This is a genomic window from Nocardia sp. NPDC003726 (assembly GCF_053586955.1).
Genome location: NZ_JBSFNF010000003.1, coordinates 332,840 through 358,749, shown reverse-complemented (window position 1 = coordinate 358,749; position 25,910 = coordinate 332,840). Strand labels below are relative to the sequence as shown.

Here is a 25,910-nt window from a genome sequence, read left to right as displayed (position 1 = left end):
CGGAAGGGCTGGTGCACTACGTGGGGAAACTCGCCCCCATCCGAGTATGGGGGCGAGCGGGGGTGGCGTTGGCGGAAAGGACGTCATCCGATCGGGGAGTGCCCGAGCAGGACGTGACCGGTGAAGTGGGTCTGCTTGGCCCGTGGCAGCGGGTGGAACAGGCAGCCGTGCACGTCGCGGTAGCGCATTTCCAGTTCGCAGTCGCGCGAAAAGCCGAGTCCGCCGACGGTTTCGATGGCGAGGCGGACGGTCCGCACGAGCGCGTCCGCGGCGGCGGTCTTACGGCTGAGCGTCCGGCTCGCGTACTGATCGGTGTTGGCGAAACGCAGATTCTCCGACCCGGTGAACATGGCGTCCACGAGATCGCCGGCGGTGGTGTGCGCGGTGGCCATCTCACCGGCCAGTTGGACGGTCGGCGCGTCGGCCCGGCCCGCCGCCAGCGCGGTGGCCAGGTCGACCGCGCCGTCGGCGATGCCGAGGTAGGCCGCCATCACCAGCGGCATCGCCGCGCCGATGACGACGTTCAACAGCGGCGGCCACACGGTCGCCGGGCGGATGAGCGAGACCGCCGCGTCGGGCACGAACACATCGTCGAGCACCACGGTGTGCGAACCGCTGGCCCGCAAACCCAGAGTGTCCCAGGTCTTCTCGATTCGCACGCCTTCGGCGGCGAACGGGATCGCGCAGTGCAGCACCTGCGGCCCGCCGGGTGCGTCGTCCCAGCGCACGCTGGTCACCAGGACGGTGCCCGCCTCACATCCGCTGGCCGGCGCTTTGCGCGCGTGCACCCGGTAGCCGCCCTCGACCCGCTCGGCGCGTCCGCCCGAGCCGACCCAGTCGGAGGCGCCGGTGCTGACCAGGATCGCGCCCGCGACCACCTTGGCGAACAGCGGCGCGGCATCGATGCCGTGGTTGTGCCGCCACACCTGGGCGGCGACCAGGTGGGTGTGCATCGCGAACGCGACGGCGGTGGAGGGATCGTGGCGGCCGAGTTCACGCAGGATCGCGCCCATCTCGCGGTGCGTGACCCCGCCGCCGCCGAACTCGGCGGGAACGAGAGCCGCCGACAGCCCGCTCTCGCGCAGCGAGCCGAAGGCGGCGAGGGAGAGCTCGCCGGAGCGGTCGCGGGCGGCGACCTCGGGACGGAGGGCTTCGCCGACGCGGCGTGCGCGGGCGATCCAGTCGGTGGTGACGTCGGTGGGGGCAGGAGCTGTAGTGGTCATGTTTCGAAGTTAGGAACGGCCGCGATAACCGGATAGTGCAGAAAGTGGACCGCCCCGGTCCGCCGACGAGACCCGTTCGCGAGGTGCCATGACGACTTCGACGCCGAGTTACGGCCAGTACTGCCCGATCTCCCGGGCGCTCGAGGTGGTGGGCGAGCGCTGGTCGCTGCTCATCCTGCGCGACCTGCTGCTGGGCACCACCCGGTTCAACGACCTCGCGCGCGGCCTGCCCGGCTTGTCGCGCAGCCTGCTCGCCAAACGCCTGCGGCAGTTCGAGCGAGCCGGGCTGGTGGCGAAACCGGGCGGGGAGTACCTGCTCACCGACGCCGGACGGGACCTGGAACCGATCCTGTTCGGCCTCGGCGAATGGGGCGCGCGCTGGACCTTCGGCGCGCCGCGCGACGACGAGCGCGACCCGGCCCTGCTGGTGTGGTGGATGCACACCGGGGTCGACACCTCGTCGTTCCCTGGCCGTCGCCACGTGCTGCACGTGCGCTTCACCGACGACCTGCGCCGCTTCTGGATCGTGATCGAGGCCGGCGTGCCCTCGGTCTGCGAATCCGATCCCGGCTATCCGGTGGACGTCGCGATCAGCTCCGACGTCGCCTCGCTGTACCAGGTGTGGCTGGGGCGGCTGCCGCTGGCGCACGCGCTGCGGGCGGGCCGGGTGGCCTTCACCGGTCCGCCCGCGCTCACCCGCCGGATGCCGTCGGTGCTGCGGCTCAGCCCCGTCGCGGGGTACGCGGACCCCGCGCCCATGGGGGCGGCCGCCCGGCGCGCGTCGTGAACTCCGTCAGAGATTCCCCACGACGTGCTCGAGACGCCGGGCGACCAGTTCGCGGGCCTTCTCGCGCAGCGCGGGCCGGTATCCGCTCGGGTACACCGGGTCGCCCGGGGCGTAGTCCTTCAGGACCTCCTTCGCGAGGGTGATCTTGTGCACCTCGGTCGGTCCGTCGGCGATGGCCATCACCTCCGCGTAGCTGAGCATGTCGACGAACGGCAGGTCCTGGCTGACGCCGAGCGCGCCGTGCAGGTGCAGCGCGCGCTGGGCGATGTCGTGCATCACCTTCGGCATGGCGACCTTGATGGCGGCGATGTCCTTGCGCACCTTCTTGTAGTCCTGCTCCTTGTCGATGCGCCAGGCCGTGCGCAGCACCAGCAACCGGAACTGCTCCATCTCGATCCAGCTGTCGGCGATGCGTTCCTGGGTCATCTGCAACCCGGCCAGCGGACCGCCGCGCATCGGGCGCGAGACCGCCCGCTCGGCCATCATGTCGAACGCTTTGCGCACCATGGCGACCGTGCGCATCGCGTGGTGCACCCGCCCGCCGCCCAGGCGGGTCTGCGCGACGACGAAACCCTCGCCCTCCGCGCCGAGCAGATGGTCGGCCGGGACGCGGACGTCGGTGAACCGCAAGTGGCCTTCGTGCTCGCTGAACCCGGCCACGTGGTAGTTCTTCACGATCTCCAGCCCGGGCGCGCCCGCGGGCACGATGAACATCGACATGCCCTGGTACGGGCTGACCTCGGGATCGGTCACCACCATCACGATGTGGAAGGCGGCGAACTCCGCGTTGGAGTTGAACCACTTCTCACCGTTGATCACCCACTCGTCGCCGTCGCGCACCGCGCGGGTCCGGAACAGCGTCGGGTCCGAGCCGCCGGTCGGCTCGGTCATCACGTAGCACGAGCCGATCTCCCCGGCCAGCAGCGGCTCGAGATAGGTCTTCTTCTGCTCGGGCGTGCCGTAGTGGGCGAGGATCTCCGCGTTGCCGGAATCCGGCGCCTGGCAGCCGAATACCGACGGCGCCCACACCGAGGTGCCGAGCACCTCGTTGAGCAGAGCGAGCTTCATCTGCCCGTAGCCGGGGCCGCCCAGCTCCGGCCCGAGGTGGCAGGCCCACAGGCCCTGCTCCTTGACTCGCTCCTGCAACGGCCGCATCAGCGCCATCGCCTCGCGGTCGGTGCGGTCGTACGGATTGGGGTAGAGCAGGTCCAGCGGCTCCACTTCGGTGCGAACGAACTCCGCGGCCCAGTCCAGCTTGCGCTGGTATTCCGGGTCGGTCTCGAAATCCCAAGCCATGGTCAGCCTTTCGTGTCCCGCGCGGTGCCGGTCACCACGCCGTCGAGCAAAGTGGTCGCGAGGATGTCGGCGATCTCGCCGGGGGAGCGTCCGCCGCGCGGGCGGTACCAGAACGACACCGTGTTGAGCATGCCGAGCACGCTGTTGGTGACCACGTGGTCGTCGGTGCGCAGCAGCCCTTCGGCATGACCTGCGTCGACCACGCGCTGCCAGCAGTGCTGCACCCGGTCGCGCAGGTCCTGCAGTTGCGCGGCGCGCTCGCCGGTGAGCGCGCCGACGTCGCGCAGTTGGATGGACACCTCGCGCTGATGACGGATGATCAGCCGCACATGACTGTGGATCAGCGCGCGCAGTTTGGTGATCGGATCGCCGGGGCCGTCGGCGATCTGTTCGGCCTCGGCCAGCATGAGCTGGGTGTAGTCGCGCAGGATCTGCCAGAGCAGCTCTTCTTTGGAACCGATGTGGTAGTACAGCGCGCCGCGCTGCACGTCGGCGCGCTCGCCTATCTCGGCCACGCCGGTGCCGTGGAAGCCCTGCTCGGCGAACAACTCGATCGCGGCCCGCACGATGCGCGCCCTGGTGTCGCTCGCCGTCGATTCGGCCGCGGGCGGACGGCCCCGCTTGCGCGACGGGGCGGTCATGCCGACGGGTCCAGCACGATCTTGCCGACCCCGTCGGCCCGCTCGGCGAACAGACGGTAGGCGGCGGCTCCTTCGGACATCGGGAGGTGGTGGGTGACCACCGCCTCGGGGCGCAGCCTGCCGCCCGCGGTGAGTTTCAGCAGCGTGGGCAGCTCGTACTGGATCGAGCACAGCCCGATGTGGAATTCGAGGTCCTTCACCTGCGCCGCCATCAGGTGGAACGGATAGGCGCGGTTGTGGCTCACACCGATCACACTGACCCGGCCACCGTGCCCGACGGCGCTGATCGCCAGCTTGATCGTTTCGTCGGCTCCAACCGCTTCGATCGCGACATCCGCTCCACCGCGCGACATCTCGCGGATCGCCTGCTTCGGATCGTCCGACTCGACCGGCTCGGCGCCGAGATCGGCGGCGCGCTCGCGGCGCTCGGCGAGCAGATCGACGCCGAGCACCCGGGCCGCGCCCATCGCGAACGCGGACTGGACCGCCATGAGCCCGACCGGACCGAGTCCGATCACCACCACGGTGTCGCCCGGCGCGATGCGGGCGCGGCGGGCCCCGTACCAGGCGGTGGGCGCGTTGTCGGTGAGCACGACGGCGGCGGTGTCGCTCACCTCGCCGGGCAGCTTCGCCAGGTTGCCCGCGGCGTGCGGGACGGCCAGCAACTGGGCTTGGCACCCGTCCAGCGCGCCGCCGAGCCCGTAGCAGGCGTCCACCGGCAGCGGGTGGCGAGCGCACGCGGTGACGATTCCGGCGCGGCACTGCGCGCAGCCGTCGCACCCGGCCGACGCGGCGACCAGCACGCGGTCGCCGACGGCGAAGCCGCGGGTGTACGGGCCCAGTTCCACGATCTCGCCGACCGCTTCGTGCCCGACGCCGTAACCGGCGCCCGCGACGAATCCGTGGCCGGCGTAGATGTGCAAGTCGCTGCCGCAGATGCCCGCCGCGGTGACCCGGACGATCGCGCCGTCGGATCCTGGCAGGACGGGATCGGGCCGTTCGCCGTAGGAGATCTCCCGCGGTCCTTCGTAAGTCAGCGCCTTCATCGCCATCCCCCATCGATCGCGAGGGTGGCTCCGGTGCAGAACGCGGAGGCCTCGGTGGCGAAGAACAACGCCGCCCCGACGATCTCCTCCGGCTTGCCGACCCGGCGCAGGGCGTTGTGCTTCGTGAGCTCCGCGCGCAGCTCGTCGGGCCACGCCGTGGCGATATCGGTCTCGAACGGCCCGCACTGGATGGTGTTGACCCGCACGTTCGGCGCGAACGTCTGGGCCAGTCCGCCGGTCAAGGCGTTGAGACCCGCCTTGGCCGCCGAATAGGGGACCGCGAAGGGCTCCGGCCTGATCGCCTCGATCGAGGAGATGTTGATGATCGAGCCGCCGCCGCCGGCCGCCATCCGGCTGCCGATCAGCGCCGACAACCGGAACGGTCCTTTGAGGTTCACGCCGATGACCTTGTCGAACAACGCCTCGGTGACCTGGTCCAGACTGGGATACAGCGGTGACAGGCCCGCGTTGTTGACCAGCACGTCCACCCGGCCGAACGCGTCGTAGACGGTCTGCACCAAGGCGTCGCACTGGGCCCAGTCGCTGACGTTGCAGGCCACCGGCAGGGCGCGGCGGCCGAACCGTTCCTGCACCTCATCGGCCAGTGCGGCGCACCCGTCCAGCTTGCGGCTGGCGATCACCACGTCCGCGCCCGCCTCGGCGAACGCGAGCACCATCTGCTTGCCCAGCCCCCGGCTTCCCCCGGTGACGACGACGACCTTGTCGGTGAGTGACAACTCGACTCCTGCGCTCGGAAATGTTCCGATCAGTACATTAAATCGGGCGCACGTTAGGATCAAGGGGCTGTCCGGCCGACCGCCGACGGCTCACGACCCGCCGGGTGCCCGACCAGCTCGCCTCGGCGTGGCGGACGGATTCGGGCACAGGGCCTGGGCGACCCGGCGCGCGGTCACACCGCTACCCACGGGTAACATGGCACTGTTTTCCCACTCGGCTTTCCCGGAAGTGAGGCAGTAGATGACAGAGCGGATTCAGGTCGGCGGGCTCCAGGTGGCACGCGTTCTCCACGAGTTCGTCGAGAACGAGGCGCTCCCCGGTTCCGGCGTGGATTCCGCCGCGTTCTGGGCCGGCGCCGAGCAGGTCATCAATGATCTCGCTCCGCGCAACCGCGCTCTGCTGGCCGAACGCGACGAGATCCAGGGCAAGGTCGACGCCTGGCACGCGGAGCACCCCGGCGCGAACTACGACAAAGCCGCCTACAAGAACTTCCTGACCGAGATCGGCTACCTGCGGCCCGAGCCCGCCGATTTCCAGATCACCACCCAGAACGTGGACGAGGAGATCGCGGCCACCGCGGGCCCGCAGCTGGTGGTGCCGGTGATGAACGCCCGTTTCGCGATCAACGCCGCCAACGCGCGCTGGGGCTCGCTCTACGACGCGCTCTACGGCACCGACGCCATCTCCGAGGCGGGCGGCGCGGAGAAGGGCGCCGGCTACAACAAGGTGCGCGGCGACAAGGTCATCGAGTGGGCGCGCAACTTCCTCGACGACTCGGTCACCCTGATCACCGGTTCGCACATCGGCTCGACGTCCTACAAGATCGTCGACGGCGAGCTCGAGGTCGGCCTGGAGGACGGCACCAGCATCGGTCTGGCCGACCCGTCCCAGCTGGTCGGCTACCTCGGTGACCCGGAGGCGCCGAGCTCGGTGCTGCTCAAGCACAACGGTCTGCACATCGAGATCCAGATCGACCCGCAGTCCCCGATCGGCAGCACCGACACCGCGGGTGTGAAGGACGTCGTGCTGGAGTCCGCCGTCACCACGATCATGGACTTCGAGGACTCGGTCGCCGCGGTGGACGCCGAGGACAAGGTGCTGTGCTACCACAACTGGCTCGGCCTGATGAAGGGCGATCTCGCCGAGAAGGTCACCAAAGGCGAGAAGACCTTCACCCGCACCATGAACCCCGACCGGGTCTACACCGCGCTGGACGGCGGCGAGCTGGTGCTGCACGGCCGTTCGCTGCTGTTCGTGCGCAACGTCGGTCACCTGATGACCTCCGACGCCATCCTGGACGCCGAGGGCAACGAGGTGCCGGAGGGCATCATGGACGGCCTGATCACCTCGCTGATCGCCAAGCACAGCCTGGCCGAGGACGTGCAGCTGAAGAACAGCCGCACCGGCTCGGTCTACATCGTGAAGCCGAAGATGCACGGCCCCGACGAGGTCGCGTTCACCAACGAGCTGTTCGGCCGGATCGAGGACGTGCTCGGGCTGGAGCGCAACACCCTCAAGGTCGGCATCATGGACGAGGAGCGCCGCACCACGGTGAACCTCAAGGCCTGCATCCAGGCCGCCGCCGAGCGGGTGGTGTTCATCAACACCGGCTTCCTCGACCGCACCGGCGACGAGATCCACACCTCCATGGAGGCCGGGCCGATGGTCCGCAAGGCGGACATGAAGTCCCAGCAGTGGATCCTGTCCTACGAGGACTGGAACGTCGACACCGGCCTCGCGGCAGGCCTGCCCGGCAAGGCGCAGATCGGCAAGGGCATGTGGGCCATGCCGGACCTGATGGCCGACATGCTCACCCAGAAGATCGGTCACCCGCGCGCGGGCGCCAACACCGCGTGGGTGCCCTCGCCCACCGCCGCCACCCTGCACGCCACGCACTACCACCTGGTCGATGTGTTCAAGCGGCAGCAGGAGATCGCCAAGGGCGGTCGCCGCGCCACCGTCGACGAGATCCTGGAGATCCCGCTGGCCGCCGCGCCGAACTGGACCGACGAGGAGAAGCGCCAGGAGCTGGACAACAACTCGCAGTCCATCCTCGGCTACGTGGTGCGCTGGATCGACCAGGGCGTCGGCTGCTCGAAGGTGCCCGACATCAAGGACGTCGCGCTCATGGAAGACCGTGCGACCCTGCGCATCTCCAGCCAGCTGATGGCCAACTGGCTGCGCCACGGCATCGTCACCGCAGAGGAAGTGGTCGCGAGCCTGGAGCGGATGGCCCCCGTCGTCGACCGGCAGAACGCGGGTGATCCGAACTACCGGGCGATGGCGCCGGACTTCGCCGGCAGCATCGCGTTCCAGGCGGCCAAGGAGCTCATCCTGGAGGGCACCAAGCAGCCCAACGGGTACACCGAGCCGATCCTGCACCGCCGTCGTCGTGAGGCGAAGGCGCTGGCCTGCGTCTAGTCCCCGGGTGTCGCGAATCCCCCGGTCTTTCGGCCGGGGGATTCGTGCTTTTGCGGGCAATCGGAGTTTCGACTCTTGTTTATCGGTCCGTTACCCTGGGTGCCGCACGAGATCGTTCGATTTGTGAGGAAGATTCATGGGAAGCGTTGTGCTCGACATCGTGGCATTGCTCGCCAATCGCGCGGCGATGTTCTGGAATTGGATGGCCACCGGATCGGCGGGCTTCCCGCCGCTGTGAGCATGCGGTGCACGATGTGCTCCGAGTAGTGAAATCCCCTGGTCAGGTGTACTGGCCGGGGGATTTTCCGATTCGGGCCGCGATCGTGAAACGTTCCGAATTGTTCGTTTTCACACTGTGGGCACCGTTGCTCGGTGAGCGCGGGATCAGCAGGTCGCGGAATTCGCCGGGCAGCTCTGCATCGGACCATGGGCGGCCCGCGGATTCGGATGGGCCGCGTACCTTTTGCGCCACGCCCGCTGCGGCGTCCGCGTCGTCGTGATCCCTGACGCCCCGGGGGATTTCGCCGCCGATCCCGCGCGCGAAGCCGCTGCCCCTCGTATCTTGAACACGTGAACTCCGCAGGGTCCGTGCGCACGCGGTCGCGTATTCCTCGTTGGTTCGTGCTGTGGATGGGGCTGGTGACCGCCCTGGTCGCGCTCTGCTGCGCGGCGCTGTTCTGGCAACTCGCCGCGGAGGGCACGTTTCCGACCCTCGTCGTGCTCTGGGCGGTGCTCGGCGTGCTCGGCGGGATCGCCGTCCTGTTCGGACTGCTCGGGCTGCTGCGCTACCGTGCCGTCTTCCACAGCCTCGCCTCGCCCGTGCTCATCGTCGTGCTCCTGGCGCTGACGCTCTACGACGTCCCGGAGGACACCGGCTGGCGCCTCTCCCGGGGGATTCTCGAAGACCAAGCCGTCGACTGCGCGCATTCGGGCCACCGCACCCGCCTCGGCGTCTACACGATCACCTTCATCACCCCCCGCGACGGCGGCTGCCTGTTCTATACCCAGTCGGGAGACTCGAATTCGGAGGGCTTCGCCTTCTTCCGTGACCCGGCCACCCCACCCCACCTCGGTCCACCCGCCACCAACGGCATCGAATACTCCGCCTTCGACGGCCAGTGGTACCGCTTCGCCGACACTCACTGAACCCGGTCGCCGAAGATCGCTTCGAGGGTGTCGGCGTTGGCGGCGCGGGCTATCCACATGGTCAGGCGGGCGTTGTCGCGGCATGCTTTGATCTTGCTGACTTCCACACTGGGACTGTCCCTCCCGGAATTCGATCACGCCCGCGTCGATTCGGGCGACCTACCTGATATCGAACCCACCGAGTACCGTGCGGACCTGGTCCGTCACACTCACCGAGGCCGACGTCCCGGTTCTCGGCATCGTCGTCGAAGTCCAGCTGCAACGCGACGACGACAAGATGTGGAGCTGGCCGGTCTACCTGACCACGCTCTGCGCCTGACTAATTCGATGAGGACTTCGTGTACCGACGAAGGCATGGCGCGGAGGTTACCGATAGCCACCGACAGGTTCGGGTGGGGTGGGTCACCATTCGAAGGGCAGCGGTTGGCGGGGCTCGATCCACAGCGCCTCGGCGAGGGCGCAGAGCGTTCCGTCGGCGCGGGCCAAGGCCACGCCGACCGTGTGTTTGCGGCCGTCGGCGGAGACCGGCCAGCCGTATGAGACGTAGGGGTCGCCGGTGCGGACCGGTTGGAACTGGGTGGCGGTGAGGGCGGCGGTGACCGCTCCGGGGCGCAGGTCACGCAAAGCCATCGCGGCCCAGCCACCGGGGCAATCCAGAGCGGCCCAGACGTTTTCGGTGGGCAGGTAGCCGTCCGGGCCGGCGAGCAGCGGATCCGGTGTCCAGGCGGCGATGACCATGTCGTGCGCGGACATGGCCCAGGGCGACAGGCGCAATCCGCGTCCGGGGGCACAAGCCGCGCCGCAGCCGTAGCAGTGGCTCATTTTGCGCAGTGCGCCCGCGGTCGCGCTCGCTGTCCGCGCCTGTTCCCACGTGGGCGCGGGCCGTGGCGTGACCGTGACCGCCGACGGGGAAGCCTCGGCGAGTATCGCGCCGTCCAGGTCGGTGAGTGATGCGCCGCCGGAGCCGTCGGCGGCCAGCACCACCGGAGTGTCCACGAGCACTCCGCGGCGGAAGTCGACGCGCACCTGCGTGGCGCCGCTCGCGGCGGCGAGCACTCCCGCCACATATCCGCCGAACGCCACGCCCGGATAACCACGCACGTGCGGGGGCACTGTGAACGCATCGGTCCGAATCATCAGCTGCCCCACCTTTCCGGCCGACGATCATGACCCGGCCCAGCCGACGATACCGCCGGGAGAGCGCCGGTCCTCAGCCGGGCCGCCGTGTTCGCGGACCTTCCGCCGTCGACTACGACCGGAGCATGCGCCTCGCAGCCGGCCGCGAGGTCAGCGAAGCCTCCGGCTGCGGGTCGTATGCGGTGCCGTGGCGGCCCGGTGGTCAGGGCAGCGGGGCCGCCCCGCGCCGTGTGAGCAGCATGCCCATCACCCCGGCCTCCTGCCCCTGCCCATGGATCATGGACCGGGCGATCTCCTTGACCGGCCCGGAGCGCAGCAGGCCGTCGGCGGCCTCGGCCATCGCGATTCCGCCTTGGTGGTGGCGGAACATCAATTGCAGGAACAGGATCTCCGCGTTCGGGCCGCGCGCCGCGGCCAACTCGTCCAGTTCCGCCGTGCTCGCCATCCCCGGCATCACCCCGGCGGTCTGCGCGGCCGCTGCGTGGTGCCGATGCGGCGACGCGTCCGCGCTGTGCATCCACGCCATCGGCTGTGCGGAGGTGGGCGGCGCGTCGGCAAGGCGCAGCCAGCCGAGCATGGTGCCGATCTCCATGCGCTGTGCGCGGTCGAGTTGTTCGGCCAGCCGGGTGACCGCCGGATCGACCGCGCGGTCCAGCCGCTGCACCATGAGCAGGGCTTGCTGGTGATGGGTGGTCATGTCCTGGACGAAGCCGATCTCGACCTCGGTGAGAACCGGTGCGGCCGAACGGTGTTCCGAAAACACCAGCGGCCGCAGCGCGGCGCCGAGCACGAGCAGGGCGAAGGCCGTCGAAGCCAGGGCGGCGATCCGCATCCAGCGCGGCATCGCTACGACCCGACGATCGACCGCTGGTCCGCCGGAGGCGAGTACACGTCGTCGTCCAGTCGCAGCACCATGAAGCCGTTGTCCGAGCACGCGACGTAGAGCTGCGAGCCGCGCCATTCCGGCGGCGACAGACACCAGTCGGTGGACACGTCGCCGAAGGCGAGGCGGCCGGTGCGCGGGGTAAGGGCATCCAGCGGGTTGAACTGCCCCTCGAGCACGGCGCGCACCGCCGAAGGGGTGCTCATGAGCGGAACGCCGATGATCGAGGCGAGCGCGTGCGGCGAGTTCCACAGGCCGAGGTTCTGCCCGGTGCGGGCAGGCGGGTTGTAGTAGGCGATCTCGCGGATGGCGTAGGGATCGCGGATGTCGAACACCCGGATGCCGGAGGAGATCCATCCGCAGGCCAACGCGGTCGGGTTCTCCTGCCGGTCGGCGGCGCAGTAGTGCGATTCGTAGGCGAAGGCGGAACCGCCCATCGACGAACCGATATTGCTGTCCATGTGCTGGGGCAGGTTGATCTCGAGCTTGATCTTGCCGGCCACCCTCGGCGCGGTCTCGTCGGAGATGTCGATGAGTTTGACTCCGCCGGAACCGCCTTCGTCGACGGTGTAGAGGTAGGGCTTGCCGTCGTAGCTGACCGGGATGCTGTGCTGGGTCGCCCAGCCGTCGGTCCAGAACACCCGGCCCAGGTGGTGCACCTGCGGGTTGGGGTCGCGGCGCTGCACCGCGCTGATGTCGAGGACGGTGAACCCGCCGAGCGCGGAGATGTACATCCGGTTGCCGTCCGGACTGATGCCGAACCCGTGCGCCTCGATGCCCGTCAGTCCCTGCCAGACCACGTGCGGGTTGGCCGGATCGGTCAGATCGACCGCGCTGACGAAGCCGGGCGCGATCCCCGAGGCCCAATAGGTGTTGCCGTCGGGGGAGAAGCCGCCCTCGTGCGTGGTGATCGGCAGCGGCATCGCCAGATTCGTCCCCGGGCCGGGATTGAGCAGCCGCGGATGCGCGCAATCGGAGACGTCGTAGACCGACAGGTAGCCGACGCCCTCGCCGACCGGCACGCCGGTGCCGACCAGCAGTTTGCGCTCGGTGTTGACCTTGAGGCTCTCCCAGGTTCCGGCCAGCATCGCGGGCTCGGTCAGCGTCACCGTCGGCCGCGGACGCGCCGGATCGGACACGTCGAGTACCTGGACGCCGCGGCCCTCGCTGATCAGGTCGCCGGGAAAGAACGAACCCAGATAGGCGCAGTGCTCGAAGCTGGTGGAGGTGATACCCGCGCCGCGGCCCGCGTAGCCGCCGACGAAGGAGATGTTGCACCGGTAGCCCTGCGTGCTGCGCCCACTGTCGCGATCGGCGGCGGTGACATCGCCTTGCAGTCCGTTCTCGGGGGCGGAGCCGGGTCCGCAGTCGGCGCGGGGGACCGAGGTGCGCCCGACGTCGAGGAATTCCTGGACGGCGTCACGGGGGGCCGATCGCGGATCGGCCGACGCGCTCACGGGCAGCAGCGCGACCGTGATCAGGCCGATGGTGAGCAGAGCCAGCGGTTTGGCGCGGCGCAGTGTGGCCGATGGGCGCATCGTCGCGACCCCCCAACTTCGTCGTCGAGATTGGCTGCCCAGGGTGGCTGGGACAGTCACCGCCGAACTGACTGAATGGTAATGATTCCGCTCGGCGCGAGCGTGAGTTTCGCCGAATCGCGGCCGAATTCGCGAAGTTTTCCGTCCGGCGTGGTCAGCGCGGCTGAGTCGGTTCGGTGCCGAGAGCGGCGGAATCGAGATGCGCCGACAAGAGATGCTGGCAGACACCCAGGAAGGTGCGTCGCAATCCGGCCGCGCGCTGCGCCAACTCGGACTGCGCGCGAACGTACTCCGCGCGCCCGGATGGCGTCTCGATGCGAACCGGCTCGTAACCGAACTCCGTCAGATCGTAGGGGCTGGCGCGCATGTCGAGTTCCCGGGCGGCGCAAGCCAGCTCGAAGCAGTCCAGCAGCAGGTCCGAGGAGATCAGCGGGACGAGTTTGAAGCCCCATTTGTACAGATCCATGTTCGCGTGCAGACAGCCCGGCTGTTCGCGGCGCAGCTGGTCGGCGCGGGTGAGGGGCTCGGCGTTGCGGCCCACGGCGTCCGGAGTGAAGAAGCGATAGGCGTCGAAATGCGTGCACCGCAACTGCATCGAGTCGAGCACGGCGTCGGTGCCCGCGTGTCCCAGCCGCAGGGGAACCTTCTGGTGGCGGATGTCGTCGGTGCGGTACACCATCGCCCATTCGTGCAGGCCGAAACAGGACAGGTGGGCGGGCCGAGACGCGGTGGCGCGCAACAACTGCGCGACGAACGCGACGGTATCCCGGCGTTTGCCGAGGTAGGCGGGATCAGCGGAGTAGCAGTCCGTACCGGAATCGGTGACGACGTGGCGGTAGCCGCGGGCCCCCCGGTATTCCGCGGCGTCGGCCAGCCCGATGCCGTATCCCGGATGCCAACGCCGCAACTGCGCGGGTTTGTGCCCGTAGTAGGTGAACAAGAAATCGATCACCGGGTGCGACGAACCATGTGCTCGTCGCTCCAGATAGGGCCCGACCAGATCGTCCAGCCGGGCCCGATGTGCGGCGGCGGACGTTCGCCACCGCACACCGGACAACACCCGCATTGCTACCGCACCCCGCCTGGCCGGATCGTCACTCGCCCACTCGATGCGTTCCGTCTCGGACGGTGCCGACGAACTCCTCCACCAAGTCCTCCAGGGCGACGATGCCGGTGGTGTTGCCCCGGTCGTCGACCACCCGGCCGAGATGGCTGTTGGTGCGCCGCAGCCGGGCCAGCGCCTCGTAGAGCGTCGCGCCCATGCCCACCGTCGGCAGCGGGCGGATATCGGTGCGCGGGATCGGCGTCCCCGGGCCGGCGCTCTCGTCGGCCACCTTGTCGAGCACGTCCTTGACGTGCAGGTAGCCGACCAGCGAGCCGTCGTTCGCCCGCACCGGGAAGCGGGAGAAACCGGTCTCGGCGACGGCGGACTCGATGTCGCCGAGTGTGGTCCCGTTGCCGCGCAGCGGGATCGATCTGGTCGCGTCCCGCGGCACCATCACGTCGGCGACCACCCGGTCGCTGGTGCCGAGGGCCTGGGTGAGGCGGCGGTGCTCTTCCTCGTCGAGCAACCCCTCCGACCGGGACTCACCGATCATCTCGGCCAGTTCGACCGTCGACACGGTGGCTTCGAGCTCGTCCTTCGGCTCGACCCGCAACATGCGCAGCGACAGGTTGGCGGCCAGGTTGTACAGCGCGATGAGCGGGCGGGCCAGCCGCAGCCACATCAGGTGCACCGGCACCAGCAGCAGCGCGCTGCGTTCCGGCCCGGCCAGCGCGATGTTCTTCGGGATCATCTCGCCGAACAGGATGTGCAGGATCACCACGATGGTCAGCGCGAGGGCGAAGGCCACCGGGTGCAGCAGTTGCTGCGGCAGGCCGAGCAGCTCGAACGGACCTTCCAGCAGGTGCGCGACGGCGGGTTCGCCGACGCGGCCGAGCAGGATCGAGCAGATGGTGATGCCGAGCTGCGCGGCGGCGAGCATCATCGAGAGGTTCTCACCCGCCCGGATGACGGTGTTCGCGTTGCGCTTGCCCTGTGCGGCCAGCGCTTCCAGCCGGTCGCGGCGGGCGGAGATGAGCGCGAACTCGGCGGCGACGAAGAAGGCGTTGCCGCCGAGCAGCACGACGGTGAGCAGGACGCCGAACAGGTCACCCATGGCTGTGCTCCTTGGTCGCGATGATGTCGGCGTCGACCGGGATCAGGCGGACGCGGTCGATGCGCCGCCCGTCCATGCGCTCCACCCGGGCGATCCAGCCGCCGGAACCGTGGCTTTCCGGCGCCGTCCACTGCTGCGAGCGGGGATTCGGCAGCACGACCTCGTCGCCCGGCACCGGGATGCGGCCGAGCCGGGTCAGCACCAGGCCGCCCAGCGTCTCGTACTCGCCCTCCGGCGCGTCGTATCCGGTCGCCCGGGACACCTCGTCGATGCGCAGCAGGCCCGAGCAGTCCCAGCCGTCGATGACGCGCCGGACGTCGCGCTCCTCCTCGTCGTGCTCGTCGCGGACGTCGCCGAGGATCTCCTCGATGATGTCCTCCATGGTGACCAGGCCCGCGGTGCCGCCGTATTCGTCCACGACGAGGGCGACCTGCATGCCGTCGGCGCGGACCCGTTCGAGCACCTCGTCGCCGTCCAAGCTGGCGGGCACGATGGGGACCGGCTGGGCGAGCCGGTACAGCGGGGTGGTGGTGCGCGCGTGCGCTGGGCGGGTGAACGCCTGCTTGACGTGCACGAAGCCGAGGGTGTTGTCGAGATCGCCGTCGATCACCGGGAAGCGGGAGTAGCCGGTGCGGCCCGCCGCGTCGATCAGATCGGCGATGGTGTCGTCCTTGTCGAGCGATTCGATCTTCACCCGCGGCGTCATCAGCTCCTCGGCGCTGCGCTCGCCGAATTGCAGGGAGCGGTCCATCACCTGGGCGGTGGGCTGGTCGAGCGCGCCGCGCAGCGCGGACGTGCGGACCAGGGAACCGAGTTCCTGCGGCGAGCGGGCCGACCGCAATTCCTCCGCGGGCTCGACGCCGAGCCTGCGCACCACCCAGTTGGCGGTGCCGTTGAGGAAATGGATCATCCACTTGAACACCACCGAGAACGCGATCATCGGTCCGGCCGTGACGCGGGCGGTGGCCAGCGGCTTGGCGATGGCGATGTTCTTGGGCACCAGCTCGCCGTAGATCATCGACAGCGAGGTGGCCAGGACCAGGGCCAGCGTCAGCGCGACGCCGCTCGCGGCGGCATCGCTCAGCCCGAGGCCCGCGAACACCGGATGCAGCAGCCTGGCCAGCACGGGCTCGGCGATATAACCGGTGATCAGGGTGGTGATCGTGATGCCGAGCTGGGCGCCCGACAGCTGGAACGACAGCGTGCGATGCGCCTTGCGGACCATGCGGGCGCGGACGTCACCGGTGCGGGCGTGCGCCTCGACGGTGCTGCGCTCGAGGGCGGTGAGGGAGAATTCCGCGGCGACGAACAGGGCCGTGCCGACGGTGAGAGCGATGAATCCGATCAGGCTGAGCGCGGTGAGCGCGACGGACATGATCAGCACCACCCGGACGGTGCTGCGTGACGGCCTGTGCGGAATGGGACTACTGCGGAGCGGAGGACGCCGGGTTGGTCACCCGGCTCGATAGAGGAGCCCTCCTGTGCGGCGCCCTCGGACGCGGGTGACAACTGGATCCTTTCGCAAATGAGTCGTGGTGCCGGTGTCCGGCAACCACCATGCTACCGGCCCACGTGCCGCGCGGCGTGGGCCGGTGCCGGTGCGATGCGCGTGTCGGCGCTCACCAACCGCTCGGCAGCGGGCGGCCTTCGGCGAACCCCGCGGCGGACTGCACGCCGAGCACGGCCTTGTCGTGGAATTCGGCGAGCGTGCGCGCTCCCGCGTACGTGCACGCGCTGCGGACGCCGGAGCAGATGTGGTCGATGAGATCCTCCACGCCGGGACGCTCGGGATCCAGCCGCATCCTGGAGCTGGAGATGCCCTCTTCGAACAGTCCCTTGCGGGCGCGGTCGAACTCGCTGTCGGAGGCGGTGCGGGCCGCGACGGCGCGCTTGGAGGCCATGCCGAAGCTCTCCTTGTAGGCGTTGCCGTCGCGATCGACACGCAGGTCGCCCGGGGACTCGTAGGTACCGGCGAACCAGGAGCCGATCATCACGTTGGACGCGCCTGCGGCCAGCGCCAGCGCCACGTCGCGGGGATGACGCACGCCGCCGTCTGCCCAGACGTGCACGCCGATTTCCGCGGCCGCCGCGGCGCATTCGGCTACCGCGGAGAACTGCGGGCGGCCGACGCCGGTCATCATCCTGGTGGTGCACATGGCGCCGGGCCCGACACCGACCTTGACGATGTCCGCGCCCGCCGCGGCCAATTCCCTGGTGCCGTCGGCGGAGACGACGTTGCCCGCGACCAGCGGGACGCCGAGCCCGAGATCGCGCACGGCGGTGAGCGTTTCGAGCATCTTGGTCTGGTGTCCGTGCGCGGTGTCGATGACCAGCAGGTCGGCGCCCGAATCCACGAGGGACTTGGCCTTGGCGGCCACGTCGCCGTTGATGCCGACCGCGGCGGCGACGCGCAGCTTGCCCGCGGTGTCGACGGCGGGCTGGTAGATGCCCGCGCGCAGCGCGCCGGTGCGGGTCAGTATCCCCGCCAGGGCGCCGTCCTCGGCGGTGAGCACCGCGAAGTCGGCGTGCTCGGCGTGCAGCAGATCGAACAGGTCACGCGGGGTGGTGGTGGCGGGCGCCCGGACGAAATCGGTGACCGCGACCTCGCGCAGGCGGGCGAAGCGGTCGACGTCGGCGCAGGCGGCCTCGGTCACCACACCGACCGGACGTCCGCCGTCGACCACCACGACCGCGCCGTGCGCGCGCTTGTGCATCAAAGCCACCGCCTCGGAGACCGAGCGGTCGGGGGCGAGCGTGACCGGGGTGTCGGCGGTGAGCGAGCGGCTCTTGACGAAGGCGATGGTGTCGGCGGCCGCGGTGATCGGCAGATCCTGGGGCAGGACGACGATGCCGCCGCGGCGGGCCACGGTCTCGGCCATCCTGCGCCCGGCCACGGCGGTCATGTTCGCCACGACGAGGGGGATGGTGGTGCCGGACCCGTCGGTCGTCGACAGATCGACGTCGAAGCGCGACGCGACGTCCGTCCGGTTCGGGACGAGGAAGATGTCGTCGTAGGTCAGGTCGTACGGCGGCTGATGACCGGGGAGAAAGCGCACTCGACCGATGATATCCGCGCGCCGACCGGTGCGCGCCGTTCTCCGAGGACGCGATCGCGTCGTAACGGGTGCGGGCAAAGGCGCGGGACACAACGCGATGGGCCGTCGGCAGGCAGTTGCCCACCGACGGCCCGGGCGCACGCGCGGTCAGACGTAGGTGAAGGGGAGTGCGTTGCTGATGCCGTCCAGCTCCACTTCGACGGTGACGTCCACCGTGCCTGTTCCCGTCGGGGAGATGGCCGTGATCTGGGTGTCGGAGTCGATGGTGAACGTGGTCGCCTTCGTACCGAAGCGCACGGTCAGAGGACCGACATTGCTGAACCCGGAGCCGGTGATCACCACAGTGCTGAAAGTCGTCGCCGGGCCTGTGTCGGGGGTGAGGGAGGTGAGTACAGCTGCCATGGTTCGACTCCAAGCCGAGTAGTGAAAGAGATTATCGTGCAACGGATGTCGATCTTCTGCGGCAACCGCTACATATTCAGTAAGCCTCCGGCGACGGCTTTTCGACAAGGGATCCGAAGTCCGATTTCGTCCGGTTTCGACCCGCTGTCACGCCTTCCTGGAATCAGCATCAGCGCACCCTGGGCCTGCTCGATGGGGTCGGGCCGAGCGAGCACCGCGCGGGGCCGCCGCACCCGTGGATTCAGGCGGCGGCTTGCGAGCGGGAGAGCATGATCGTCGCGGCGGCCATCACGACCACCGCACCGGCGGTGACGACCAGTCCCGCGGTGTCCGTCCGCAACCGCTCGTCCAGCACGGCGATGCCGATGAACGCCGCGGCCAGTGGCTCGACGACCGTGACGGCGGGCAGCGACGCGGTCAGGGGTCCCGCTTGATAGGCGCGCTGCTGGAGATAGACGCCGGTGACGCCTGCTCCGACCAGCGCCCAGGTCTGCCAGCCACTCAGCACGTCGCCGAGACCGTGCTCGAACAGATCGGTGACGTAGTCGGTGAGCGCGGCGGCCAGTCCGTAGAGCGCTCCGCTCGCGGCCCCGATCAGCAGAGCGCGCCACGCCGGATCACGCGCGGCGATCCCACCGACCGCTGCCGCGACGATCAATCCGAGCAGGATGCCCAGCGGCACGAGCCATTCGCGCAGGGGCGCGTTGGTATCGCCCTCGGTCGGATTGCCGACCAGCAGGAAGCAGGCCAGCGCGGCTGCCAGCACGAGCGCGGTCGCCCAGGTGCGCGGCGCGACGCGGCGGTCGTTGAGCCGGGCCGACAGCGGCAGCGCGAACACCAGCGCGCTCACCAGGAGCGGCTGCACCAGCAGCACCGCCCCCAACGCGAGCGCGAGGACCTGCATGCCGTATCCGCCCGCGTCGCCGACGACCCCAGCCCACCAGCGCGGGGTACGCAGCAGCGAGCGGATCAGCGACGCGTCCTCCGGCACCGCGGCAGCAGCGTGCTGTTGTGCGACCGCGGCGACCGCGAACAGCAGCGCCGCGAGCAATGCGCAGAGGACGGCCGCTGCCGCGTGGGTCGACACCTTCTAGTTTGCTCCGCGATTGCCCCGCTGTGGCGACTGCTGGGCTCGCACGGCGCGTCGCCGTGGCCGGCCCGGCGTGTCGCCGGAGCCGGAAGCCGCGGCGCGTCCGGAGAATCCGCCCGCCGCGCCGGAACGGCGGGTGGACGCGCCCTCGCCCGAACTCGCACCGTATCCGGCGGTGTTGCCCGCGGCGGGCTTCCCGGCGACTTTCGCGTGGCCGCGCCGGCGTCCCGGCGCGGTGACCGATTCACCACGGCCCGAGACCGAGCCCGATCGGGACTGCTTCACGGCACCGGCGCCGCGACCACCGGCCGGAGCTGTCTCCGAGCGCCGGTTCGCTCGGCGGCGTGCGGGTTCGGGCGCCTGGGCGGCCACGGGCGCGGCGGAAGCCGGGACCACGGGGACACCGGACGGACGGCGGGCGCCGGTGATCTCCACCAGCGCGCGGTCGCCGGGACGGACCGCGACCCCGTCGACCTCGACACCCGCCTTCCGGGCCATCGCCTCCACCTCGCGGCGCTCTTCGTCCATGACCAGCGTGACGACCACGCCGTCCTCGCCCGCGCGGGCGGTGCGCCCGGCCCGGTGCAGATACGCCTTCGGCTCCGGCGGCGGGTCGACGTGCACGACGAGGGAGATCCCGTCGACGTGGATGCCGCGGGCGGCGACATCGGTGGTGACCAGCACCGGCACCGAGCCGTCGGCGAACGCGGCGAGCGTGCGGGTGCGGTTGTTCTGCGCCTTGCCGCCGTGCAGCGCGCCCGTTGGGATGCCTGCCGCCCGCAGCTGTTTGGCGAGCCGGTCGGCGCCGTGCTTGGTGCGGACGAACATGATGGTCAGCCCCTCGCGGGCGGCGATCTCGGTGGCGACCGCGCGCTTGGTCACCTTGTCGCCGACGTAGAGCAGGTGATGCGACATCGTGGCGACCGAGGCCGACGGCGGCGCGGTGGAATGCGTGACGGGGGAGCGCAGGTAACGCTTGACCAGCTTGTCGACCTCGCCGTCCAGCGTGGCCGAGAACAGCAGGCGCTGACCGTCGCGCGGCGTGCGGTCGAGCAGCTTGGTCACCTGCGGCAGGAAGCCCATGTCGGCCATGTGGTCGGCCTCGTCGAGCGCGGTGATCGTCACGTCGGACAGATCGGCGGATTTCTGGGCGAGCAGGTCGGCGAGCCGTCCCGGTGTGGCGATCAGCAGGTCGACGCCGCGGGCGAGCCGGTCGGCTTGGCGTTTGATCGGGGCGCCGCCCACCACCGAGGCGACGCGCAGGCCCAGCGCGAGCGCCGGTTCGTCCAGCGCCCGCTCGATCTGCGCGGCCAGCTCACGGGTCGGCACCAGGACCAGGCCGCGCGGGCGGCCCGGCTTGGCCGGCCGGCCCGCCAGCCGGGTGAGCATCGGGAGGCCGAAGGCCAAGGTCTTGCCGGAACCGGTCGGTCCGCGGCCGAGTACGTCCTTGCCCGCCAGGACGTCGGGCGTCGTCGCGGCCTGGATGGGAAACGGCATCTCGATGCCGTCGCGTCGCAGTGCCTGCACGAGCACGGCGGGCAGGCCCAGATCCGCGAAGGTCGCGGGGGGCGCCGCGGCGACGGTGGTCGAGGGGGTCACGAGGAGGATGTGCCTTTCGTCGCACGGCGGGTTCCACGCGGAACGCGCTGTTCGGTGGGATGGAGAGCGGCGCGCGATGCGGTTTCACCGCGCGGTGGCGCGAGGATGACGCGCGCCGGGTGGAGCGAAGAGGATGGCCGACCGGAGACGGGCCGAAGCTCCAGGATACGCGCCGGGAAGTCAGCCGTGGAACAGCCGGCTCAGTTCCACCAGCCAGGGTACGGCCACCGCCTGCGTCGGCACCACCAGGATGGCGGCCGATCCCAGATAGGCGGCCGTGGCGATGCGGATGTCGCCGATCCGGCCGCTGAGCCGCTGGATGCGGATGAGCGTGGTGGGACCGCCCGCGGCGAGCGCGCCTTGCGGCGCGGTGGACTTCGCACAGGCGACCAGAGCGCGGGCCAGCGGTTTCGGCCCGGTGACCTTGACCGCCGAGTCGTCGGCGAGCAGCTCGATGAGCAGTTTCACCGAGCCGAGCGCGGCCTTGCTGCGCACCACCCTGGGGAACGCCTCGTGCACGGCCGTGAACGCCTCCAGCACCAGATCGTGCCTGGCCCGCAGATGCGAACGCTCGTGGCTGACGATGGCGGTGACCTCGGCGTCGGCCAGATTGGTCAGGGTGCCCTCGCTGAGCACGACGCGCTGGCGCAGGCCGGGCAGGCAGTAGGCGATCGGCTCGGTGGCGGCCAGCACCCTGATGTCGGCCGCGCGTCGGTGCGGACCGCTCTGGTCGAGCAGATCGACGAGCATGCGGTGCCGCGCCCGCCGCCTGCGGGTGTGCACGCCGACCCGGATGATCGCGTAGATCAACCGGGCGCCGATCAGCAGCGTGAGCGCGAACACGAACACGTACGCCAGCCACAAGGGCAACCCCAGCGCGTCGATCTCCCTGGTCGGCGCGGTGGTCGGGCGGCCGTCGGGGCCGGGGACCAGCAGTTCGGCCGCGATGGCCAGCCCGGAACCGAACGCGCTGAGCACGGCGGCGAGCGCGATGGCCTGCCAGAGCACCAGCGCTGCCCGAGGCGTCCGATAGGTCCAGGTCGCCCGGCTGAGCAAGGCCGGGGCAGGCCCCGCGAGAAGCAATGCCAGTCCGGCGAATACCGGCGCGGTTGCGTTCATCGACTCAGCTCACTGCGTTGTGGGGCCAGGGCGCCCGAGGAGTCTACTGCGGCGGCGGCGCCGAGTCCTCGGTTGCTTCGAGCTTAGCGAGTGCTTCGCGGAGAGCGGCAGCCTCGTCCTTGCCGACCTGTTCGACGAAGTGCACCAGTGCCGCGGCGCGGCTGCCCGCCGCGTCGGCCTGTTGCAGCGCGTCGACCATCAAACTCGCCACCAGTTCGTCGCGCGTGTGCACCGGCGCGTAACGGTGGGCGCGGTCGTCGCGCCGCTGCACCACGAGGTTCTTCTTCGCGAGGCGTTGCAGCACGGTCATCACCGTGGTGTACGCGAGCTCACGGCGTGCGGCGAGCGCCTCGTGCACCTGCCGGACCGTTTGTGGTTCGTCGGCCGACCACAACTGATCCATGACCGCTTTCTCGAGTTCACCAAGACCTGCCATTCCCTAATTTTAGGGACTCAACGACGAGGATGCGTACTACGGGGTGTCGTAACTATGGAGTAGCTGGTGTGTCATTTCTCATACGGCGCGGTCTCGGGCGGTGTGGCAGCCGGTCCGCCCACTTTTCCACGCACGTGCCGCGTGCCGATCGGGACGATCATCGGCCGCCCCGACACCGGGTCCTCGAGCACCCTGGCGTCCAGGTCGAAGACCTCACGCAGCAGCTCGGCCGACACCACCTCGCCCGGCGCGCCCGCGGCGACGACGCGCCCGGCGTGCATGACGACCAGTTGGTCGCTGTAGCGGATCGCGAGATTGAGATCGTGCAGCACCATGACGACGGTGCGCCCGAGATCGGCGTGCAATCGGTCCACCAGGTCGAGCACCTCGATGGAGTGCGCCAGATCCAGGTAGGTGGTCGGCTCGTCGAGCAGCAGGATGTCGGTGCCCTGCGCCAGCGCCATCGAGATCCAGGCCCGCTGACGCTGGCCGCCGGACAGCTCGTCGAGCGGGCGGTCGGCGAGGTCGGCGATCCCGGTTTGTTCCAGCGCCGTCGTCACCTCGGATTCGTCGGCGCCCGACCACTGCCGGAACCAGGACTGGTGCGGATGACGTCCGCGGGCGACCAGATCGGCGACGGTGAGCCCTTCCGGGGCAACCGGCGACTGCGGCAGCATGCCGACGATGCGGGCGACGTCCTTGGTCTTCATCGTCGAAATGGCTCTGCCGTCCAACATCACCCGGCCTTCCCGGGGGCGCAGCAGGCGGCCGAGCGAGCGCAACAGGGTGGACTTTCCGCAACCGTTTGGCCCGATGACCGTGGTGATCACACCCGGAGTGATGGTCAAACTCAGCCCGTTCACGATCACCTGATCGCCGTAGCCGAGGGTGACCTCCTCGGCGCCGAGCCGGTGACCGGGAGCGCTCGCCCGCTCGGTGGCGGCAGGGGTGAGGTCTGCGATCGTCATGACAGCGTCGCCTTCCGGTTCATACGCACGAGCAGGTACAGCAGGAACGGCCCGCCGAACGCCGCCGTCACCACGCCGAGGGGCAGGTCGACCGGGAACACCGTGCGGGACGCGACATCCGCGCCGACCACCAGGATGGCCCCGGCCACCGCGGAGCCGACCAGCGGCTCGCCCGGCGTGCGCAGCAGGCGGCGGGCGATCTGCGGCGCGGCGAGGGCGACGAAGCCGACCGGCCCGACGGCGGCGGTGGCCACCGAGGCGGCCACCACGGCAGCCGCGATCAGGATGGCCTGCTGGGTCTGGACGCGCACGCCGAGCGCCCGCGTGGTGTCGGAGCCGAGGCGCAGCGCGGCGAGCGTGCGGGCGGCGGCGAGCGCGACGAGCGCGGCGATCCCCGCGGCGATCGCCGCGGGAGTCAGGTGCGCGGTGTCGGCCGAGTTGAGCGATCCGTTGAGCCACAACTGCACTCGCTGGGCATCGGCCAGGCTGGCGCGGGTCAGCAGCCAGCTGATCGCCGCGGTCAGCAGGGCGTTCACGCCGACGCCGATCAGCACCAGCCGCAGCCCGGTCGCGCCGTACCCGCCGGTGGCGGTGCGTCCCCAGGCGAGCAGGTAGATGGCGACCGCGGTGAGCAGGCCGCCCGCCAGCGCCGCCACCGGCGCGCCGACCGAGGCGGCCAGCCCGGTGCTCGCGCCGCCGGTGCCGACCAGCACGGCGACCGCGCCCAAACTCGCGCCCGAGGTGATGCCGAGCATGTCCGGTGCGGCCAGCGGGTTGTGCAGGATGGACTGGGTGATCGCGCCGGCCAGCCCGAGCGCGAGGCCGACCACGAGCGCGGTGAGCGCGCGCGGCAGCCGGGATTCCAGCACGATGAACCGCTGCGCTCTGGTACCGCCGCCGGTCAGGACCTCCAGCACGCGTCCGAGCGGCATGTGGGACTCGCCCACCGCGATGTCCAGGCAGAACAGCGCGAGCGCCAGCGCGATCAGGATGGCGATGATCAGGATCATCCGCGGTCGCAGCACCGTCGACACCGGCCCGACGCGCAGCGCGGGTCGCGCACCCGTGGTGCGCAGCGAGATCGTCACAGGTTCACCAGCTTTCGTCTGCGCACGAACGCGAGGAAGAACGGAACGCCGAGCACGGCGACCACCACGCCGACCTCCAGCTCACCGGGGCGAGCCGCCACCCGGCCCGCCACATCGGCGATCAACAGCAGCAACGCGCCGAGGAGCCCGGAATAGGGAATCAGCCAGCGATGATCCGGTCCGGTGATCGCCCGCGCGAGATGCGGAACGACCAGGCCGAGGAAGGCGATCGGCCCGGCCGCCGCCGTCGCCGCGCCCGCCAGCAGCACGACGGCCGCGAGTCCGAGCGCGCGACTGCGGCCGACATGCACGCCGAGCCCGCGCGCCACGTCGTCGCCGAGGCCGATCAGATTCAATCCCGGCGCCGCCAGCACCGCCAGCAGCATCCCTGCGGCCAGGAACGGCAGCACCTGCCAGAACACCGCGGCGTCGCGGCCCGCGACGGTGCCGATCACCCAGAATCGGTAGGTGTCCAGCGTGGCGGCGTCGAACAGCACGACGGCGTTCGTCATGGCCTGCAGGAAGGCGGTGACCGCCGCGCCGGCGAGCACGAGGGTCAGCGGGCTCGCCTTGCCGCCGCCCACCGAAGAGGTCGCGAACACCGCCACCCCGGCGATCAGCGCGCCGGTGAGCGCGAACCAGATGTATTGCTCCGGTGCGCTGAAGGCGAACAGGTACACGCTCAGCGCGGCGAGGAACGCCGCGCCCGCGTTCAGTCCGAGCAACCCGGCGTCGGCGAGCGGATTGCGGGTGTTCCCCTGTACCAGCGCGCCCGCTGTTCCCAGCGCCGCGCCGCAGACCAGCGCCAACGCGGTGCGCGGCAGGCGCAGTCCGCGCACGATCTCTTCCTCGGTGGAACCGGCCGCGCAGGTGAAGGGTCCGCTCGGGCAGGCGAGCGCGTGCTGCACAGCGTCGAACACCGTCCCCGGTGCGAGCGAGCGCGCGCCCACCGCGACACCGGCGAGCACGGCTAGCAGCAGTAGGACGGTCGAGACGAGGAGTCCGCAAAGACGTCGCCGCCTCACGGTGGCAAGAGAGGTCACGGCGACGAACTGCTCCTGAAATCATCGATACGGTTGCTAGGTCTGGTAAGCCTAACCTATCTTTCGCTGTACGGACGGGCACGGCCGAATGTCC

At 70.1% G+C, this 25,910-nt stretch carries 23 protein-coding genes and 1 pseudogene; 4 read left to right on the top strand and 20 right to left on the bottom strand.

Translation table 11 applies throughout. From position 1 onward, the window contains the following. Positions 1 to 212 precede the first annotated feature (212 nt). Positions 213 to 1,223: pseudogene (locus ACWDMM_RS06455) on the bottom strand (acyl-CoA dehydrogenase family protein); the annotation flags it as partial. Positions 1,224 to 1,311: 88 nt separating this feature from the next. Between ACWDMM_RS06455 and ACWDMM_RS06450 the strand changes: the two are divergent. After that, the gene (locus tag ACWDMM_RS06450) at positions 1,312 to 2,010 is read left to right on the top strand and encodes a winged helix-turn-helix transcriptional regulator (protein WP_357103487.1); all 699 of its coding nucleotides are present in this window, start codon (positions 1,312 to 1,314) and stop codon (positions 2,008 to 2,010) included. A 6-nt stretch (positions 2,011 to 2,016) separates the two neighbouring features. Here the strand turns inward: ACWDMM_RS06450 and ACWDMM_RS06445 are convergent, their stop codons facing one another. Genes ACWDMM_RS06445 through ACWDMM_RS06430 form a run of 4 tightly spaced genes read right to left on the bottom strand, consistent with a single transcriptional unit; the run spans position 2,017 to position 5,730 of the window. Further along, complete coding sequence (locus ACWDMM_RS06445; RefSeq protein WP_195079000.1) at positions 2,017 to 3,306, bottom strand: acyl-CoA dehydrogenase family protein; 1,290 nt, start codon at positions 3,304 to 3,306, stop codon at positions 2,017 to 2,019. 2 nt (positions 3,307 to 3,308) lie between these two features. Further along, entirely contained in the window at positions 3,309 to 3,947 is a 639-nt protein-coding gene (locus ACWDMM_RS06440; RefSeq protein ID WP_357103484.1) for a TetR/AcrR family transcriptional regulator, read from the bottom strand. Continuing rightward, a complete protein-coding gene (locus ACWDMM_RS06435; RefSeq protein WP_357103481.1) occupies positions 3,944 to 4,993 on the bottom strand; it encodes a zinc-binding dehydrogenase in 1,050 nt (349 codons plus the stop codon). The genes ACWDMM_RS06440 and ACWDMM_RS06435 overlap by 4 nt, the downstream gene beginning before the upstream one ends. After that, on the bottom strand, positions 4,990 to 5,730 hold the full coding sequence (locus ACWDMM_RS06430; RefSeq protein WP_357103479.1) for an SDR family NAD(P)-dependent oxidoreductase: 741 nt from the start codon (positions 5,728 to 5,730) through the stop codon (positions 4,990 to 4,992). Before ACWDMM_RS06430 ends, ACWDMM_RS06435 begins: the two co-directional genes overlap by 4 nt. 241 nt (positions 5,731 to 5,971) lie before the next feature. Between ACWDMM_RS06430 and ACWDMM_RS06425 the strand changes: the two genes are divergently transcribed. The 3 genes from ACWDMM_RS06425 to ACWDMM_RS06415 all read left to right on the top strand — a co-directional run bounded on the left by ACWDMM_RS06425 (position 5,972) and on the right by ACWDMM_RS06415 (position 9,617). Further along, on the top strand, positions 5,972 to 8,152 hold the full coding sequence (locus ACWDMM_RS06425) for a malate synthase G (protein WP_357103476.1): 2,181 nt from the start codon (positions 5,972 to 5,974) through the stop codon (positions 8,150 to 8,152). A gap of 570 nt (positions 8,153 to 8,722) precedes the next feature. Next, positions 8,723 to 9,298, top strand: a complete 576-nt coding sequence (locus tag ACWDMM_RS06420; protein WP_195079005.1) for a hypothetical protein — start codon at positions 8,723 to 8,725, stop codon at positions 9,296 to 9,298. A 187-nt stretch (positions 9,299 to 9,485) separates the two neighbouring features. Continuing rightward, positions 9,486 to 9,617 carry a hypothetical protein gene (locus ACWDMM_RS06415; RefSeq protein WP_323124101.1) on the top strand — a complete coding sequence of 44 codons (132 nt, stop codon included), beginning with the start codon at positions 9,486 to 9,488 and terminating at the stop codon, positions 9,615 to 9,617. Positions 9,618 to 9,700: 83 nt separating this feature from the next. On the opposite strand, the gene ACWDMM_RS06410 is transcribed toward ACWDMM_RS06415, so the two are convergent. The 15 genes from ACWDMM_RS06410 to ACWDMM_RS06340 all read right to left on the bottom strand — a co-directional run bounded on the left by ACWDMM_RS06410 (position 9,701) and on the right by ACWDMM_RS06340 (position 25,798). Further along, complete coding sequence (locus ACWDMM_RS06410; RefSeq protein ID WP_357103472.1) at positions 9,701 to 10,435, bottom strand: PaaI family thioesterase; 735 nt, start codon at positions 10,433 to 10,435, stop codon at positions 9,701 to 9,703. 202 nt (positions 10,436 to 10,637) lie between these two features. Then, positions 10,638 to 11,279 carry a DUF305 domain-containing protein gene (locus tag ACWDMM_RS06405; protein ID WP_449936298.1) on the bottom strand — a complete coding sequence of 214 codons (642 nt, stop codon included), beginning with the start codon at positions 11,277 to 11,279 and terminating at the stop codon, positions 10,638 to 10,640. Positions 11,280 to 11,281: 2 nt separating this feature from the next. Further along, complete coding sequence (locus tag ACWDMM_RS06400; protein WP_357103466.1) at positions 11,282 to 12,856, bottom strand: LVIVD repeat-containing protein; 1,575 nt, start codon at positions 12,854 to 12,856, stop codon at positions 11,282 to 11,284. 154 nt (positions 12,857 to 13,010) lie between these two features. Further along, on the bottom strand, positions 13,011 to 13,922 hold the full coding sequence (locus ACWDMM_RS06395) for a 3-methyladenine DNA glycosylase (protein ID WP_449936295.1): 912 nt from the start codon (positions 13,920 to 13,922) through the stop codon (positions 13,011 to 13,013). A 28-nt stretch (positions 13,923 to 13,950) separates the two neighbouring features. Continuing rightward, positions 13,951 to 15,015, bottom strand: coding sequence for a hemolysin family protein (locus tag ACWDMM_RS06390; RefSeq protein WP_357103462.1), 1,065 nt, complete (start codon positions 15,013 to 15,015; stop codon positions 13,951 to 13,953). Further along, positions 15,008 to 16,390 carry a hemolysin family protein gene (locus ACWDMM_RS06385; RefSeq protein WP_195079414.1) on the bottom strand — a complete coding sequence of 461 codons (1,383 nt, stop codon included), beginning with the start codon at positions 16,388 to 16,390 and terminating at the stop codon, positions 15,008 to 15,010. The genes ACWDMM_RS06390 and ACWDMM_RS06385 overlap by 8 nt, the downstream gene beginning before the upstream one ends. A gap of 244 nt (positions 16,391 to 16,634) precedes the next feature. Continuing rightward, positions 16,635 to 18,071, bottom strand: a complete 1,437-nt coding sequence (locus ACWDMM_RS06380; RefSeq protein WP_195079010.1) for a GuaB1 family IMP dehydrogenase-related protein — start codon at positions 18,069 to 18,071, stop codon at positions 16,635 to 16,637. 147 nt (positions 18,072 to 18,218) lie between these two features. Next, the gene (locus tag ACWDMM_RS06375) at positions 18,219 to 18,473 is read right to left on the bottom strand and encodes an IPT/TIG domain-containing protein (RefSeq protein ID WP_195079011.1); all 255 of its coding nucleotides are present in this window, start codon (positions 18,471 to 18,473) and stop codon (positions 18,219 to 18,221) included. A 241-nt stretch (positions 18,474 to 18,714) separates the two neighbouring features. Further along, positions 18,715 to 19,560 (bottom strand): DMT family transporter, encoded by an 846-nt coding sequence (locus ACWDMM_RS06370; protein ID WP_195079012.1) that lies wholly within the window; start codon positions 19,558 to 19,560, stop codon positions 18,715 to 18,717. A gap of 3 nt (positions 19,561 to 19,563) precedes the next feature. After that, positions 19,564 to 21,162: a DEAD/DEAH box helicase gene (locus ACWDMM_RS06365; protein ID WP_357103459.1), complete on the bottom strand. Its 1,599-nt coding sequence runs from the start codon at positions 21,160 to 21,162 to the stop codon at positions 19,564 to 19,566. 180 nt (positions 21,163 to 21,342) lie between these two features. After that, complete coding sequence (locus ACWDMM_RS06360; protein ID WP_039797863.1) at positions 21,343 to 22,281, bottom strand: M56 family metallopeptidase; 939 nt, start codon at positions 22,279 to 22,281, stop codon at positions 21,343 to 21,345. 43 nt (positions 22,282 to 22,324) lie between these two features. Next, the gene (locus ACWDMM_RS06355; RefSeq protein WP_039797864.1) at positions 22,325 to 22,717 is read right to left on the bottom strand and encodes a BlaI/MecI/CopY family transcriptional regulator; all 393 of its coding nucleotides are present in this window, start codon (positions 22,715 to 22,717) and stop codon (positions 22,325 to 22,327) included. Positions 22,718 to 22,788: 71 nt separating this feature from the next. Next, positions 22,789 to 23,685: an ABC transporter ATP-binding protein gene (locus ACWDMM_RS06350; protein ID WP_357208791.1), complete on the bottom strand. Its 897-nt coding sequence runs from the start codon at positions 23,683 to 23,685 to the stop codon at positions 22,789 to 22,791. Next, a complete protein-coding gene (locus ACWDMM_RS06345; RefSeq protein ID WP_323124099.1) occupies positions 23,682 to 24,773 on the bottom strand; it encodes a FecCD family ABC transporter permease in 1,092 nt (363 codons plus the stop codon). Before ACWDMM_RS06345 ends, ACWDMM_RS06350 begins: the two co-directional genes overlap by 4 nt. Then, positions 24,770 to 25,798 (bottom strand): FecCD family ABC transporter permease, encoded by a 1,029-nt coding sequence (locus ACWDMM_RS06340; protein WP_449936286.1) that lies wholly within the window; start codon positions 25,796 to 25,798, stop codon positions 24,770 to 24,772. The genes ACWDMM_RS06345 and ACWDMM_RS06340 overlap by 4 nt, the downstream gene beginning before the upstream one ends. Between the last annotated feature and the right edge of the window lie 112 nt (positions 25,799 to 25,910).

Coding starts and splice junctions, on each gene's coding strand:
- ACWDMM_RS06450 (WP_357103487.1), top strand. CDS start 1,312: ATGACGACTTCGACGCCGAGTTACGGCCAGTACTGCCCGATCTCCCGG.
- ACWDMM_RS06445 (WP_195079000.1), bottom strand. CDS start 3,306: ATGGCTTGGGATTTCGAGACCGACCCGGAATACCAGCGCAAGCTGGAC.
- ACWDMM_RS06440 (WP_357103484.1), bottom strand. CDS start 3,947: ATGACCGCCCCGTCGCGCAAGCGGGGCCGTCCGCCCGCGGCCGAATCG.
- ACWDMM_RS06435 (WP_357103481.1), bottom strand. CDS start 4,993: ATGAAGGCGCTGACTTACGAAGGACCGCGGGAGATCTCCTACGGCGAA.
- ACWDMM_RS06425 (WP_357103476.1), top strand. CDS start 5,972: ATGACAGAGCGGATTCAGGTCGGCGGGCTCCAGGTGGCACGCGTTCTC.
- ACWDMM_RS06410 (WP_357103472.1), bottom strand. CDS start 10,435: ATGATTCGGACCGATGCGTTCACAGTGCCCCCGCACGTGCGTGGTTAT.
- ACWDMM_RS06405 (WP_449936298.1), bottom strand. CDS start 11,279: ATGCCGCGCTGGATGCGGATCGCCGCCCTGGCTTCGACGGCCTTCGCC.
- ACWDMM_RS06400 (WP_357103466.1), bottom strand. CDS start 12,856: ATGCGCCCATCGGCCACACTGCGCCGCGCCAAACCGCTGGCTCTGCTC.
- ACWDMM_RS06395 (WP_449936295.1), bottom strand. CDS start 13,922: ATGCGGGTGTTGTCCGGTGTGCGGTGGCGAACGTCCGCCGCCGCACAT.
- ACWDMM_RS06390 (WP_357103462.1), bottom strand. CDS start 15,015: ATGGGTGACCTGTTCGGCGTCCTGCTCACCGTCGTGCTGCTCGGCGGC.
- ACWDMM_RS06385 (WP_195079414.1), bottom strand. CDS start 16,390: ATGTCCGTCGCGCTCACCGCGCTCAGCCTGATCGGATTCATCGCTCTC.
- ACWDMM_RS06375 (WP_195079011.1), bottom strand. CDS start 18,473: ATGGCAGCTGTACTCACCTCCCTCACCCCCGACACAGGCCCGGCGACG.
- ACWDMM_RS06360 (WP_039797863.1), bottom strand. CDS start 22,281: ATGAACGCAACCGCGCCGGTATTCGCCGGACTGGCATTGCTTCTCGCG.
- ACWDMM_RS06355 (WP_039797864.1), bottom strand. CDS start 22,717: ATGGCAGGTCTTGGTGAACTCGAGAAAGCGGTCATGGATCAGTTGTGG.
- ACWDMM_RS06350 (WP_357208791.1), bottom strand. CDS start 23,685: ATGACGATCGCAGACCTCACCCCTGCCGCCACCGAGCGGGCGAGCGCT.